This window comes from Sphingobium cupriresistens (genome assembly GCF_004152865.1).
Taxonomy (GTDB): domain Bacteria; phylum Pseudomonadota; class Alphaproteobacteria; order Sphingomonadales; family Sphingomonadaceae; genus Sphingobium; species Sphingobium cupriresistens.
This window is the reverse complement of record NZ_SEOO01000017.1, coordinates 35,741-49,297: the sequence shown is the minus strand read 5'-3', so window position 1 is coordinate 49,297 and position 13,557 is coordinate 35,741. Positions and strand designations below refer to the sequence as shown.

Below are 13,557 nucleotides of genomic sequence, written 5' to 3'. Positions count from 1 at the left end.
CGACTACGGGTCTAGGAGCTGTTTGCGGGGGCGCACCGCAAACCAGCAGCTCGCATGAGATTGGTCGGCCGGTGCGGATTCTGCTTGCAACTATGTCCAATCGGCGGATCGAAATTGGTCCGCGAGGATCGTATTGGTTAACGCCTGCGACTATTCGGGTGCAGCATGGACGCAGATAGATTCGATGATTGCGCGCCTGATTGTTCGCAGCTCACCAGCTACGACGAATGCCATCTCGCGGCCTACCTGCGATTGCTCGATGCCGAGGAGGATGGCGCCGATTGGCGTGACGCTGCCGCCGCCATCTTCAACATTGACGTAGCGGCGGAACCTGATCGCGCCCAGACGATGCACGCGACCCATCTTGCCCGCGCGCGTTGGATGACAGAGATCGGATACGCGCACCTGCTTGCCTGCCAACATCGGCTAAACCGTTAAGATTTAACTCCAATTTGGAAGCATTCTCACTGCCCTCGCCGCACGGTTGTGCGCGGTCTTTGCGCTATTCTTACTACGACAACCGGAAGATGTTGCGCTCCTGAAATCCGTGCCAAGCGCGGTTGGGAGGATGCAATGCCGACGCCGCCAGGGCGTCGCCAGCGGCGCGCCGGCGGATTGCCCGACGCCCTCGGGCGCGCCGCTTTAGCCGCCGAGTTTCTACGCCGAAACCGCACTTATCGCGCCGAACATACGCAGATGCAGCAGAGCATCGCGGACGGCGCCGTCGCGCAGAAAGCCGCCGAGACGGCCTTTGCGCGGCGATGGGGGTTGTCCTTTCGCCACGGCGCCGGATGACCTCTCAAATCCGGTCGTCTGGCGCCCGGAGCTGACCGCCGTCACAGTCATTCTTGACGCCGCGCCCGACGGATTCGGGACTGCTGCTCCTGTCGATCTGCGCGCGCTCGGCGCGTTGCTCGCCGATCAGGCTGGAATCGAAGGACGCCATGTCGTCGTCGCCGACGCAGCCGGCGAGCATCGGCTTTGGCTGCGCGACCCGCAGCCCGGCCTTCCGCTCGCTGCCGTCATTCCGCTCGATAAGGATTTCATCACGCGCATCGCCAGCCTGTTGCGCTTCCACCGCCGGCTGCTCGGTCGAGCGGCAGGGCCGCTGCCGCGAGGCTGGCCGCTGACCGCCTATCGGCTGGCGCGGCTCGACCTGATGCTCCGCGCGCTCGACTTGCGCGACGAGGGCGCGACTTACCGCGAGATTGCGACCGCCCTGGGCCGCGACGACGCCGCCCGGCTGTCGGCGAGCGACTGGAAAATGTCAGCGTCACGCTCATTCGTCGTGCGGCTGGTCCGCGACGGCATCGCCATGATGAACGGCGACTACCGAAAACTGCTCCGCATTCGCTGATCCGGCGTCCTGGGCGATCCCTGTGGAGGGTGGTCGCATCCGTGCAGCCGCACATCTTCATACCCCACCCGGCCGCCTTCCTTCTGACAATTACGCCTCCTGCCGCCACCGCCCGCAGGAGCCGTCACTTGTCCGATACGCCTACCAACCTGCCGCCCCGCTTCCTGCGCACGCCGGAAGCCGCGCGCTTTCTCGGCCTCTCGGGCCGAACCCTGGAGAAGCATCGCTATTTCGGGACCGGCCCGGCCTACCGCCGGATCGGTGGCCGGGTGGTCTATTCGGTCGATGACCTGCGCGCTTGGGCCGACATCGGCATCAAGCATTCGACCTCCGATCCGGGGCAGGACGACCTCATGCCGCGCGCGGATTCGGCCATTGCCCGGAGCCGGCGATGACCGTCGCGCCGTCACCCATGCGCCATCGCCAGCCGTCCGACGACGGGATGACCCGCGTCGAGCTGACGTGGATCGAGAAGCGGATCGAGCACTGGATCAGGTTCGGCCGGGTCGCGGTGGACGAGATCGTCGATCGCCGCCGCCGTATCGTCCGCTTCCGCCCCAACGCCATCTTCGCGTTCGTCCGCTGGGCGGCGAACGACTACGGCACGGTCAGCTCGCGCATCGACATCGTGCGCGCGATCAGCGTCGGCGAGCCGTTCACGACGCTGCCGTTCGTCCGGCCTGGCGGCGACATCCTGCTCAAGATCGAAGGCTGGCCGAAGGTCAGTCAGGTGCTTGCCGCGATCGACGCGACGGAGGCCGTGGGCGTCGATCCGTGTGACGCTGCGCCTGATCATTGGCGGCACGTCGCCAATCGCATCGCCGCCGGACATCAGCCGCGCCCCTACACGATGGAGCGTCATCGCGCCTGGCTCAAGCGCCGGGAGATTGAGCGATGAGCCGCCGCAAATGGGCCATTGCGACGGTCACCGCCGCAACGCTGTTCGGCGCGTCGTTTGCCGCGATTGCGGTGCTCGATCCGCTGCCGCGCGTCGTATGGAACGCCAGCGCGAGCGCGCCGATCGGGCTTTATCGGGTAGAGCCGTCGGGCGATCCGCCGCTCGGCGCACTCGTCGCTGTGACGCCGCCACCAGCACTCGCGCGCTGGCTGGCGGAGCGCGGCTATCTCGGCGAGCGCGTGCCGCTGTTGAAGCATGTTGCGGCGCGACCGGGGCAGATCGTGTGCCGCATCAACGCGGTAGTGAGCATCGACGGGCGGCCCGTCGTCGTCGCCCGGCAGCGTGACGGCCGGGGCCGCCCGCTGCCGGTCTGGCAAGGCTGCCGCACGCTGCGCGCCGGCGAGCTGATGATGCTCAACCCCGACCACGCCGACAGCATGGACGGTCGCTATTTCGGGCCGCTGCCGGCCTCGACCGTGCTCGGCCGCGCTGTCCCGATCCTCACCCGCGACTCCCCGACCGCGCCGCTCGTCTGGCGCTGACCCGCTTCACCGCCTGCCAACCCAAAGGAGATCATCATGCAGATCGGCAGCTTCTTCCGCACCCCCAAAGGCTACGAAGGCATCATCGAGACGGCGACGCTCGACATCCGTATCTCGATCGTTCCGGCCGATCCGAGCGACGCTGACAAGGCGCCCGACTGGCGTGTTCATCGCGGCGACGGCGACGAAGGGCCGGAGATCGGCGCTGGCTGGAATGAAAGCGGCGAGCGCGCCGGGGATTACGTCTCGCTGCGCATCGACGATCCCGCGTTCGCACAGCCGATCCGCGCCGCACTGTTCCAGAGCACTCCCGACAAGTCGGCCTGGTCGCTGCGCTGGAACCGCCAGCCGAAGTCGCGCGAGCAGGACTGATCCCGTGGGGCCGATCATCATCCCATTGTTCGCGGGAAAGCCGTCTCATCCCTTCGTCCCGCTCGGGCGCAGGCCGGCCGGGGCGCGCAGCGAAGGTCAAGGACGGCCGAAGGCCGGCGCTTCGCGCGCACCCTTGACCGCAGCGAGCACGCTGGCAGGCTGGCGGCGGAGCGGAGTCGGATCGGCGGTCGTGGTTGCCGTCGTCCTGCTGTCCGGCGGCGCTGTGTCTGCCCCGGCGATGGCGCAGGAACTGCCGGCCGCGCGATCGGCGGCCGTCCATCCTTATGCCGTTCATGTCGCCGACGCCGCGCGCCGGTTCGGCATCCCCGAAGCGTGGATTTGGGCAGTGATGCGCGTCGAGAGCGGCGGCAATTCCCGCGCCGTGTCGCGCGCCGGGGCGATGGGCTTGATGCAGATCATGCCCGCCACCTGGTCGGGACTGCGCGCTCGCTACGGTCTCGGCCCCGATCCGTTCGGCGTGCGCGACAACATCATGGCGGGCGCGGCCTATCTGCGCGAGATGCACGACCGCTACGGCAACGCCAGTGCAATGCTGGCGGCCTATAATGCGGGACCGGGGCGCTACGACGACTATGTGTCGCGCGGCCGTCCGCTGCCCGCTGAGACGGTCGGCTATCTCGCCCAGCTTGCGCCAATCACTGGCGGACCGGGCGCTGTGGAGGTGGCGGTAAGCGTGCCGCCTGATCCGTTCGCCTGGCGTCGCGCCGCGTTGTTTGTCCGCACCGCCAGCGTCGCTCCGGGCGCTGTCGCCGGGCAGACTGACGGCGAAGAAGCCGCGTCCGAGCTACCGACCGACCAGCCGACATCGGACGACGTTCGCGCGGCCGATCCGTCCGCCAATGAGGCGCGCGACACGCTGTTCGTGTCCCGCGCCCGCGCGGGCCGACCCCAATGATCGGCCTGTCGTCACCCTCGTCGGTCGGAAGCATTAAGGGCACAGGGGAGGAGGGAAACGGCAGGGACAGACGAGGGCAAGATATAAGCAGCGCCCCGTTCAGCCGAAAAGCCGTGACTTTTCCGTGGCTTCACGCGGGGGCGTCGGTCGGCGCGCGTGCCGCGCGGAAGAGAAATGCCAGCGAAATCAACGCCTCCAATGGCACCATAGGCCATTCTCGGCCGAAGGCAGCCCGGCCGTGAGCGAGGACAGCGAGTTTGGCGTCCGGCCGGGCAAGGCGAAGCGCAGCAAGGCGCAGGGCCGCAATGCCCGCAGCCTGGTCGCCGAGGTGTTGCGGGTGGCCGCGATCCATAGCGGCGGCCGGCGCGGCGGCGCCAGCGGCGCGCGCCGGGGCGCGCAATCGACCTTCGGGCGGGGTCGCACCGCGTTCGCCCGCAGCCGCCTGTTCGGCTCGGGCCGCCGCGTCATGGTCAAGATGCTGCCCGTGACCACCCGCAGCCGGGGCGGCCGGCGCTCGGCGCCGCTGTCCGCGCACGTCGCGTATTTGAAGCGCGAAGGCGTCACCCGCGACGGTTCGCCGACGCGCATGTTCGACGCGGCCGGCGACAACGCGGACGATCGCGGTTTCACCGAGCGCTGCAAGGATGACCGGCACCATTTCAGGGTGATCGTGTCGCCCGAAGACGCCGCCGAGCTGACCGACCTGCGCGAATACACGCGCGACCTCATGCGCCAGATGGAGGCGGACCTGGGGACGCGGCTCGATTGGGTCGCGGTCGATCACTGGAACACCGACAATCCGCACGTCCATCTACTCGTGCGCGGCGTTACCGAACAAGGCGCCGATCTCGTCATCTCCCGCGACTACATCAGCCACAATCTTCGCTCGCGGGCGCAAGACCTGGCCTTCGCCGAGCTTGGCCCGAAGCCCGAGCATGAGGTGCAGCGCGCGCTCGACCGCGAGGTGACGGCGGAACGCTGGACCCGGCTCGATACCGAGATCCAGCGCTCCGCCGACGAGCTGGGCGTGCTCGACCTGCGCCCCGAGCGGCCAGGCCCCGACGATCCACGGCTCCGCCGCTTGATGATCGGCCGCTTGCAGCATCTGGAGACGATGGGGCTCGCAGCCGAAGGGGATGCCGGTCAGTGGGCGGTGGCGGAAGGGGCGGCGGCGAAGCTGCGCGAGCTGGGCACGCGCGGCGACATCATCCGCACGATCGGCGCGGCGCTAAGAGACCGCGGGCAGGATCGGCCACTCGACAGCTACGCCGTGGTCAGCGGCGCGCCCGAGAAGCCGATCGCCGGCCGGCTGATCGACAAGGGCTTGCACGACGAGCTGACCGGCACCGCCTATGCTGTGATCGACGGCACCGATGGCCGCACCCACCATGTCCGGCTGCCCGGCATCGAGGCGCTGGAGCACAGCCCCAAGCTCGGCGGCATCGTCGAGCTGCGCGCGATCGAACGGGCCGGCGAGGAGAAGCCGACCCTTATTCTCGCCACGCGATCGGACCTCGACCTTGCCGCACAGGTGAAAGCGCCTGGCGCGACCTGGCTCGACCATCGGTTGATCGAGCGTGGCGCCGGCGTCGCGGACGGCGGGTTCGGCGCCGAGGTGCGGCGCGCGATGGATGAGCGCACCGACCATCTCGTCAAGGAAGGGCTGGCCCGCCGCTTCGGCGAGCGGACGGTGTTCGAGCGCGGAATGCTCGACATGTTGCGCAAGCGCGAGCTGGACGCGGTTGGCGCGAAGATCGCGAGCGAGACCCGCCTTGCCTACCGCCCCGCCGCGTCCGGCGAGAAGATCGCCGGCATCGTGCGCCAGCGTCTTGCGCTCGCATCCGGCCGCTTCGCCATGATTGACGACGGCCTCGGCTTCCGGCTCGTGCCCTGGGCCAGCACCCTCGAACAGCAACTCGGCCGTCAGGTGTCCGGCGTCGTCCGCGCCGGCGGCGGCATCGACTGGACGCTCGGCCGCAAGCGCGGCCTCGGCATCTGAATAAGGAGACCTCCATGTCCGCGACCAAGATACTTTGGGGCCAGATCATCATCGTGTTCCTGATCGTGCTCGCCGGCGTGTGGGGCGCGACGCAGTGGACCGCCGCCGCGCTCGCTTATCAGCCCGAGCTGGGGCCGCCGTGGTTCGAGGCGTTGGGGTTGCGGGTCTATCCGCCGCCGGCCTTTTTCTGGTGGTGGTTCAGCTTCGACGCCTACGCGCCCGACATCTTCAAGACGGGCGCGTTCATCGCCGCGTCGGGCGGGTTCGCGTCGATCGCCGTCGCCATCGGCATGTCGGTATGGCGCGCGCGTGAATTGAAGAACGCCGAGACCTATGGGTCTGCGCGCTGGGCGACCGAGCGCGAGGTTCATGCGGCCGGGTTGCTGGGGCCGAATGGCGTCGTGCTCGGCAGGCTCGCCCGCGACTATCTCCGCCACGACGGCCCCGAGCATGTGTTGTGCTTCGCCCCGACCCGTTCGGGCAAGGGCGTCGGCCTGGTCGTGCCGTCGCTGCTGACCTGGCCGGCGTCGGCGATCGTCCACGACATCAAGGGCGAGAACTGGACGCTGACCGCCGGCTTCCGCGCGCGGCACGGCCGCGTGCTGCTGTTCGATCCGACCAACGCGGCGTCGGCGGCCTACAACCCGTTGCTGGAGGTGCGGCGGGGCCAGTGGGAGGTGCGCGACGTGCAGAATGTCGCCGACGTGCTGGTCGATCCCGAAGGATCGCTGGAGCGTCGGAACCACTGGGAGAAAACCTCCCACTCGCTGCTGGTCGGCGCGATCCTCCACGTCCTCTATGCTGAGGCGGACAAGACCCTGGCCGGCGTCGCCGGATTCCTTTCGGACCCGGCGCGCACGATCGAGCAGACACTCGCCGCGATGATGGCGACGCCGCACCTCGGCGAAGCGGGCGTGCATCCCGTCGTCGCCTCGGCCGCGCGCGAGCTGCTGAACAAATCGGACAACGAGCGATCGGGCGTGCTCAGCACGGCCATGTCGTTCCTCGGCCTCTACCGCGATCCCGTCGTGGCGCAGGTCACGCGAGCCTGCCAGTGGCGCATATCGGATCTGGTCGAGGGCGAGCGGCCGGCGACGCTGTATCTGGTCGTGCCGCCCAGCGACATATCCCGCACCAAGCCGCTGATCCGCCTCATCCTCAACCAGATCGGGCGCCGGCTGACCGAGGAGCTGACCCCGAAGGGCAACCGCCATCGTGTGTTGCTGATGCTCGACGAGTTCCCGGCACTCGGCCGCCTCGACTTCTTCGAGTCCGCCCTGGCGTTCATGGCGGGCTACGGGCTCAAGGCTTTTCTGATCGCGCAGTCGCTCAACCAGATCGAGAAGGCTTACGGCCCCAACAACGCGATCCTCGACAACTGCCATGTCCGCGTGAGCTTCGCCACCAACGACGAGCGCACCGCCAAGCGCGTGTCGGATGCGCTCGGCACCGCCACCGAGATGCGGGCGATGAAGAACTATGCCGGGCATCGCCTGTCACCTTGGCTCGGGCATTTGATGGTGTCGCGGTCGGAGACCGCCCGTCAGCTCCTCACCCCCGGCGAGGTGATGCAGCTCCCGCCCGACGACGAGATCGTCATGGTGGCGGGCGTCCATCCGATCCGCGCCAAGAAGGCGCGCTATTATCAGGATCGCCGGCTCTCCGAGCGGATTGCGTCGGCGCCCGCGCCGGAAACGGCCAGGGTGAGGCCCGATGACTGGACCGGGCGGCAGGCATCCGCCGATCCGAAGCAGGTCGCGCGCATCGTCCGCGATGCCGAGGACGCCGCCAATGGCGGGCTGCGCCGGGAGCCCGAGCTGCCGGAGCATGTCGCTATCGCGCCAGAGACGACGGCTCCGCCGAGCCAAGAGTTTTCGATCCTCGATGACGAACAGGATGACGCGGCCCGGCAAGCGGCCGTGCGCCGCCGGATGCAAGGGCTCGCGCGGCAGGCGTCGCTCGATCCGGGCGATGGCATCGACTTGTAGGAGGCCGTCATGCGAACCCGGCTCAACGTCTATTTCCCGCCCGCGCTCGCCAAGCAGGTGGACGAGCTGGCGATCCGCCGCCGCATCTCGCGCTCGGCGATCGTGGAGGCGGCAGTGGCGTCCTATCTTTCGCCGGACGGCGCCGACCGGATGGAAGCGGCGTTCGCGCGCAGGCTCGATCGCCTGTCGCGGCAGGTGCAGCGGCTGGAGCGCAACACCGGCCTTTCCACCGAGGTGCTGAGCCTGTTCGTCCGGTTCTGGCTTGCGGTGACTCCGCCGCTGCCCGACGAAGATCAGGCGGCGGCGCAGGTTAAAGGCCGCAAGCGCTACGAGGGCTTTATCGAGACGCTCGGCCGGCGCTTCGCCAGCGGCAAGACCTTGATGGACGAGATACCGGAAGATGTCTGGCCGCGTTCAACATCACCCGAGTCGGACTGAATTGCCGCGCGTGACTCAGATGTAGCGGAAGGCCGCTTCCGCCCTCGGCAACGTATCTGCCGCCCCCTCTACTACGCCGACAACTAGCTGTTGCGAGCCGAGTATTCCTGCGTCTCTTGATGTGCCCCGACAGCCGGGCGGCGGTTCGCCCGGTCCTTTGCAGGGGCCAGTCGTTGACCATCCACCCGATCCGATCCGAGGCAACATCACGCGGCGCGCGGATGCTGCGCACCGCGCTCGGTCCGTCGATCGCAGGATGGCTCGACGACCCGGCCGTCATCGAAGTCATGCTCAACCCGGACGGTCGGCTTTGGCTCGATAGGCTTGGCGAGGGCGTCAGCGATACCGGTGAGACGCTGAGCGCTGCCGATGGCGAGCGCATCGTTCGCCTGGTCGCGCACCATGTCGGCGTCGAAGTTCACGCCCGCGCCCCGCGCGTTTCGGCCGAGCTGCCAGAAGGCGGTGAGCGTTTCGAGGGGTTGCTGCCGCCCGTCGTCGCCGCGCCCGCCTTCGCCATCCGCAAGCCCGCGGTTGCCGTGTTCACGCTCGACGACTACGCGCGCGCCGGCATCATGTCGGCGGCGGAGGCCGAGGCGCTGCGTCACGGCGTCCAGACCCGCGCCAACATCCTCGTCGCGGGCGGCACGGGCGCGGGCAAGACCACGCTGGTCAACGCGCTGCTGGCGGAAGTCGCCAAGACCACCGACCGCATCGTCCTGATCGAAGACACCCGCGAGCTGCAATGCGCCGCGCCCAACCTCGTCGCCATGCGGACGAAGGACGGCGTGGTGTCGCTGTCCGAGCTGGTGCGCTCGTCGCTGCGCCTGCGCCCCGACCGCATCCCCATTGGCGAGGTGCGCGGCGCCGAGGCGCTCGACCTCATCAAAGCCTGGGGCACCGGCCACCCCGGCGGGGTCGGCACGATCCACGCCGGCGCCGCGCTCGGCGCGCTGCGTCGCATGGAACAGCTCATCCAAGAGGCCGTCGTGACGGTCCCGCGCGCGCTGATCGCCGAGACGATCGACCTGATCGCCGTGCTGGTCCGCGACGCGCACGGGCGCCGGCTGACCGAGTTGGCCCGCGTCGAAGGGCTCGACCCAGCGACCGGCGACTACCGCCTCGCACCGCTCACTACCCCCCAGCCCGGAGACCTGCCATGACCAAGGATACCAAACCTATCACCGCGACCAAGCGTCGCTTGCTCGGCGGCACCATGCTCGACCGCATGGGCCACGCGGCGATCACCGCGGCCGGCCTGCTCTACGCGCTGCCCGCTCATGCGGGCGGTTCGTCGATGCCGTGGGAAGCCCCGCTGCAAAGCATCCTCGAAAGCATCGAGGGGCCGGTGGCGAAGATCGTCGCAGTCATCATCATCATCGTGACCGGCCTGACGCTGGCGTTCGGCGACACGTCGGGCGGGTCGCGGCGATTGATCCAGATCGTGTTCGGCCTGTCGATCGCCTTCGCGGCCAGTTCCTTCTTCCTGAGCTTCTTCAGCTTCGGCGGCGGGGCGCTGATCGCATGAACGGCGCGGCCGATCATGGCGAGCCGATCGCGGGCTATTTCGCCCCGGTCCACCGGGCGCTGACCGAGCAGATATTGCTCGGCGGCGCCCCGCGCTCGCTCGCCATCGTCAACGGGACGCTGGCGGGCGCGATCGGCCTCGGCCTGCGCCTGTGGATCGCCGGCCTGGTCATCTGGGCCGTCGGCCACGGGCTGTCCGTATGGGCCGCCCGCCGCGACCCGCAATTCGTGGACGTGGCCCGGCGCCACCTCCGCTACCCGACATGGATGCGGCCATGATGAGCTTGCGCGAATATCGCAGCAAAGCTGCGAACCTTCCTGACTTCCTGCCCTGGGCCGCGCTGGTCGGCGAAGGCGTGGTGCTGAACAAGGACGCCTCGTTCCAGCGCACCGCGCGGTTCCGCGGTCCCGATCTCGACAGCGCCACCCCGGCCGAGCTGGTCGCCACGACCGCACGGCTGAACAATTCGCTCCGCCGGCTCGGCTCCGGCTGGGCGATCTTTGTCGAGGCGCAGCGTACCCCGGCGCTCGACTATCCGCAGTCCGACTTTCCCGATCCCGTGTCGTCGCTGGTCGAGTTCGAGCGCCGCGAACAGTTCCGCGAGGAAGGCGCGCACTTCGAGAGCCGCTATTTCCTGACGCTCTTGTGGATGCCGCCCGCCGAGGAAGCCGCGCGGGCCGAAGGCTGGTTATATGAGGGCCGGTCCACCAGCGGCGTCGATCCGTGGGAGCTGCTCAAGGGCTTCACCGATCGCAGCGACCGGGTGCTCAACCTGGTCGAAGGCTTCGTGCCCGAGGTCCGCTGGCTCGATGACGCCGAGACGCTTACCTATCTGCACAGCACGGTTTCGTCGCGCCGCCAGCGCGTCCGCGTCCCCGAAACGCCGATGCACCTCGACGCGCTGCTCGCCGACGAGCCGCTGACCGGCGGGCTGGAGCCGCGCCTGGGCGAGCATCATCTGCGCACGCTCACCATCGTCGGCTTCCCGAGCGTGACCTTCCCCGGCTTGCTCGACGAACTGAATCGGCTCGCCTTCGAGTATCGCTGGGCGACCCGCGCGATCATGCTCGACAAGACCGACGCGACCAAGCTGCTGAGCCGCATCCGTCGCCAGTGGTTTGCCAAGCGCAAGAGCGTCATGGCGATCTTGAAGGAGGTGATGACCAACGAGGCGTCGGTCCTGATGGACAGCGACGCATCGAACAAGGCCGCCGACGCCGACACCGCCCTGCAGGAGCTGGGCGCCGACTATGCCGGCATGGCCTATGTCACCGCGACGGTGACGGTATGGGACCGCGATCCCGCCATCGCCGCCGAGAAGCTGCGGCTGGTCGAGAAGGTCATCCAGGGCCGCGACTTCACCGTCATCCCCGAGGGCATGAACGCGATCGAGGCATGGCTGGGGAGCCTTCCCGGCCACACCTACGCCAACGTCCGCCAACCTCCCATTTCCACGATCAATCTCGCCCACCTGATCCCCCTGTCAGCAGTATGGGCGGGGCCGGAACGGGACGAGCATTTCGGTGCGCCCCCCTTGCTCTATGGCAAGACCGAAGGCTCGACCCCGTTCCGGTTTTCCCTTCACGTCGGCGACGTCGGGCACACGCTGATCGTCGGGCCGACCGGCGCCGGCAAGTCGGTGCTGCTCGCCCTCATGGCGATGCAATTTCGCCGCTACGAACGGGCCCAAGTCTTCGCCTTCGACTTTGGCGGCAGCATCCGCGCCGCGGCGATCGGCATGGGCGGCGACTGGCAGGATCTCGGCGGGATGCTCTCCGACGAGGCCGGCGACGGCGTGCAGCTCCAGCCGCTCGCTCGGATCGACGATCCGGCCGAACGCGCCTGGGCGGCGGAATGGCTGGCGGCGATCCTCGCGTCCGAAGGCGTCGCGGTCGATCCGCAGGCCAAGGAGCATCTGTGGTCGGCGCTCGGCTCGCTTGCCAGCGCACCCGTGCCGGAACGCACGCTGACCGGACTTGCCGTGCTGCTCCAGAGCCAGCTGCTCAAGCAGGCGCTCGCCTCCTATTGCCTTGGCGGACCGTGGGGCCGGCTGCTCGATGCCGAGGCCGAACGGCTCGGCGAAGCGTCGGTGCAGGCGTTTGAGACCGAGGGTTTGGTCGGCGCCGGATCGGCCGCCGCGGTGCTGTCCTACCTGTTCCACCGGATCGAAGGCCGGCTGGACGGCTCGCCGACGCTCATCATCATCGACGAGGGCTGGCTGGTTCTCGACAGCCCGGACTTCGCCGCGCAGCTCCGCGAATGGCTCAAGACCCTGCGGAAGAAGAACGCCAGCGTGGTGTTCGCCACGCAGAGCCTCGCCGACATCGAAACCTCGAACATCGCGCCGGCCATCATCGAGAGCTGCCCGACGCGCATCTTCCTGCCGAACGAGCGCGCGGCCGAGCCGCAGATCGCCGCCATCTACGAGCGGTTCGGGCTCAACGCCCGCCAGATCGAAATCCTCAGCCGGGCCACCCCCAAGCGCGACTATTACTGCCAGTCGCGGCGCGGCAACCGGCTGTTCGAGCTGGGGCTGGGCGAGGTCGCGCTGGCCTTCGCCGCCGCATCTTCCAAGACCGATCAGCTCCGCATCGCCGAGCTGGTCGAGACCCACGGCCGCGAGCGCTTCGCCGCCGAGTGGCTGCGCCATCGCGGCCTGGCCTGGGCGGTCGATCTTCTTCCCGAACCCCAACCCGATCCGCTGGCCGGTCGCCGGGAAGATGCCGGCCAGCTCCCCCTTGCCTTGAAGGACATGACCCCATGAAGCCCAATATCCTGCGCCGCGCCATGCTGGCCGGCGCCATCGCCACGTCGAGCATGATCGGCATCACCGCCGCCACGCCGGCGCACGCTCAGTTCGGCGGGATCGTCTATGACCCGACCAACTATGCGCAGAACGTGCTGACGGCTGCGCGGTCGCTCCAGCAAGTCAACAACCAGATTCAGCAAATCCAGCAGCAGGCGACCAGCCTCATCAACGAGGCTCGCAACCTGGCGTCGCTGCCATTCAGCTCGCTCCAGCAGTTGCAGCAGCAGGTGCAGCGCACCCAGCAGCTCCTCGGCGAGGCGCAGCGCATCGCCTATGACGTGCAGAACGTCCAGCAGGTCTTCAACGGCCGCTACAAGGGCGCGGCGCTCACCGGCACCCACGCGCAGATGGTCGCCAACGCCAATGCGCGTTGGGAGGATAGCGTCGGCGCGTTCGAGGACGCGCTTCGCGTTCAGGCCGGCGTCGTCGGCAATATCGACGGCGCGCGCACGACGATGGACGGCCTGGTCACGTCGAGCCAGTCGGCGACGGGCGCGCTTCAGGCCGCGCAGGCGGGCAACCAGCTTCTAGCACTGCAATCGCAGCAGCTCGCGGACCTGACGGCGCTGCTCGCCGCGCAGGGCCGGGCGCAGGCGCTGGACTCGGCGCGCAACGCGGCCGTCGAAGCCGAAAGCCGCGAACGGCTCCGCCGCTTCCTGACGCGGTCCACCGGCTATCAGCCGGGCAACGCCCGCATGTTCCACGACTGATCG

The 13,557-nt window shown here is 68.6% G+C and carries 16 protein-coding genes; all 16 read left to right on the top strand.

Annotation, left to right across the window (positions count from 1 at the left end; genetic code table 11):
- Positions 1–165 precede the first annotated feature (165 nt).
- The 16 genes from EWH12_RS11695 (at position 166) to trbJ (ending at position 13,554) form a co-directional block, all read left to right on the top strand.
- On the top strand, positions 166–438 hold the full coding sequence (locus EWH12_RS11695) for a DNA -binding domain-containing protein (RefSeq protein WP_129926694.1): 273 nt from the start codon (positions 166–168) through the stop codon (positions 436–438).
- A 135-nt stretch (positions 439–573) separates the two neighbouring features.
- Positions 574–795, top strand: coding sequence for a transcriptional regulator domain-containing protein (locus tag EWH12_RS22660; protein ID WP_129926693.1), 222 nt, complete (start codon positions 574–576; stop codon positions 793–795).
- A complete protein-coding gene (locus tag EWH12_RS11685) occupies positions 752–1,357 on the top strand; it encodes a DUF2285 domain-containing protein (protein WP_242496031.1) in 606 nt (201 codons plus the stop codon). Before EWH12_RS22660 ends, EWH12_RS11685 begins: the two co-directional genes overlap by 44 nt.
- 128 nt (positions 1,358–1,485) lie before the next feature.
- Entirely contained in the window at positions 1,486–1,752 is a 267-nt protein-coding gene (locus EWH12_RS11680; RefSeq protein ID WP_015459426.1) for a helix-turn-helix transcriptional regulator, read from the top strand.
- Entirely contained in the window at positions 1,749–2,255 is a 507-nt protein-coding gene (locus EWH12_RS11675; RefSeq protein ID WP_129926692.1) for a DUF2840 domain-containing protein, read from the top strand. Before EWH12_RS11680 ends, EWH12_RS11675 begins: the two co-directional genes overlap by 4 nt.
- Positions 2,252–2,797: a S26 family signal peptidase gene (locus EWH12_RS11670; RefSeq protein ID WP_129926691.1), complete on the top strand. Its 546-nt coding sequence runs from the start codon at positions 2,252–2,254 to the stop codon at positions 2,795–2,797. The genes EWH12_RS11675 and EWH12_RS11670 overlap by 4 nt, the downstream gene beginning before the upstream one ends.
- Positions 2,798–2,833: 36 nt before the next feature.
- Complete coding sequence (locus tag EWH12_RS11665) at positions 2,834–3,169, top strand: DUF736 domain-containing protein (protein ID WP_129926690.1); 336 nt, start codon at positions 2,834–2,836, stop codon at positions 3,167–3,169.
- 133 nt (positions 3,170–3,302) lie between these two features.
- On the top strand, positions 3,303–4,085 hold the full coding sequence (locus tag EWH12_RS11660) for a lytic transglycosylase domain-containing protein (RefSeq protein WP_422917730.1): 783 nt from the start codon (positions 3,303–3,305) through the stop codon (positions 4,083–4,085).
- 238 nt (positions 4,086–4,323) lie between these two features.
- Positions 4,324–6,084, top strand: coding sequence for a relaxase/mobilization nuclease domain-containing protein (locus tag EWH12_RS11655; RefSeq protein ID WP_129926688.1), 1,761 nt, complete (start codon positions 4,324–4,326; stop codon positions 6,082–6,084).
- Positions 6,085–6,098: 14 nt separating this feature from the next.
- Positions 6,099–8,072, top strand: a complete 1,974-nt coding sequence (locus tag EWH12_RS11650) for a conjugal transfer protein TraG (protein WP_129926687.1) — start codon at positions 6,099–6,101, stop codon at positions 8,070–8,072.
- A gap of 9 nt (positions 8,073–8,081) precedes the next feature.
- Complete coding sequence (locus tag EWH12_RS11645) at positions 8,082–8,510, top strand: ribbon-helix-helix domain-containing protein (protein WP_129926686.1); 429 nt, start codon at positions 8,082–8,084, stop codon at positions 8,508–8,510.
- Positions 8,511–8,683: 173 nt separating this feature from the next.
- Positions 8,684–9,670 (top strand): P-type conjugative transfer ATPase TrbB, encoded by a 987-nt coding sequence (gene trbB / locus EWH12_RS11640; RefSeq protein ID WP_129926685.1) that lies wholly within the window; start codon positions 8,684–8,686, stop codon positions 9,668–9,670.
- A gap of 53 nt (positions 9,671–9,723) precedes the next feature.
- Positions 9,724–10,035, top strand: a complete 312-nt coding sequence (locus EWH12_RS11635; RefSeq protein ID WP_422917733.1) for a TrbC/VirB2 family type IV secretion system protein — start codon at positions 9,724–9,726, stop codon at positions 10,033–10,035.
- Positions 10,032–10,313 (top strand): VirB3 family type IV secretion system protein, encoded by a 282-nt coding sequence (locus EWH12_RS11630; RefSeq protein ID WP_048578621.1) that lies wholly within the window; start codon positions 10,032–10,034, stop codon positions 10,311–10,313. Before EWH12_RS11635 ends, EWH12_RS11630 begins: the two co-directional genes overlap by 4 nt.
- Positions 10,310–12,799 carry a conjugal transfer protein TrbE gene (gene trbE / locus EWH12_RS11625; protein ID WP_129926683.1) on the top strand — a complete coding sequence of 830 codons (2,490 nt, stop codon included), beginning with the start codon at positions 10,310–10,312 and terminating at the stop codon, positions 12,797–12,799. The genes EWH12_RS11630 and trbE overlap by 4 nt, the downstream gene beginning before the upstream one ends.
- Complete coding sequence (gene trbJ, locus EWH12_RS11620; protein ID WP_129926682.1) at positions 12,796–13,554, top strand: P-type conjugative transfer protein TrbJ; 759 nt, start codon at positions 12,796–12,798, stop codon at positions 13,552–13,554. Before trbE ends, trbJ begins: the two co-directional genes overlap by 4 nt.
- Positions 13,555–13,557 lie beyond the last annotated feature (3 nt).

What these genes read in the sequence shown, in the direction of transcription:
- EWH12_RS11695 (WP_129926694.1), top strand. Translation starts at nt 166, where the DNA reads ATGGACGCAGATAGATTCGATGATTGCGCGCCTGATTGTTCGCAGCTC.
- EWH12_RS22660 (WP_129926693.1), top strand. Translation starts at nt 574, where the DNA reads ATGCCGACGCCGCCAGGGCGTCGCCAGCGGCGCGCCGGCGGATTGCCC.
- EWH12_RS11675 (WP_129926692.1), top strand. Translation starts at nt 1,749, where the DNA reads ATGACCGTCGCGCCGTCACCCATGCGCCATCGCCAGCCGTCCGACGAC.
- EWH12_RS11670 (WP_129926691.1), top strand. Translation starts at nt 2,252, where the DNA reads ATGAGCCGCCGCAAATGGGCCATTGCGACGGTCACCGCCGCAACGCTG.
- EWH12_RS11665 (WP_129926690.1), top strand. Translation starts at nt 2,834, where the DNA reads ATGCAGATCGGCAGCTTCTTCCGCACCCCCAAAGGCTACGAAGGCATC.
- EWH12_RS11650 (WP_129926687.1), top strand. Translation starts at nt 6,099, where the DNA reads ATGTCCGCGACCAAGATACTTTGGGGCCAGATCATCATCGTGTTCCTG.
- EWH12_RS11645 (WP_129926686.1), top strand. Translation starts at nt 8,082, where the DNA reads ATGCGAACCCGGCTCAACGTCTATTTCCCGCCCGCGCTCGCCAAGCAG.
- EWH12_RS11635 (WP_422917733.1), top strand. Translation starts at nt 9,724, where the DNA reads ATGCTCGACCGCATGGGCCACGCGGCGATCACCGCGGCCGGCCTGCTC.
- EWH12_RS11630 (WP_048578621.1), top strand. Translation starts at nt 10,032, where the DNA reads ATGAACGGCGCGGCCGATCATGGCGAGCCGATCGCGGGCTATTTCGCC.
- trbE (WP_129926683.1), top strand. Translation starts at nt 10,310, where the DNA reads ATGATGAGCTTGCGCGAATATCGCAGCAAAGCTGCGAACCTTCCTGAC.
- trbJ (WP_129926682.1), top strand. Translation starts at nt 12,796, where the DNA reads ATGAAGCCCAATATCCTGCGCCGCGCCATGCTGGCCGGCGCCATCGCC.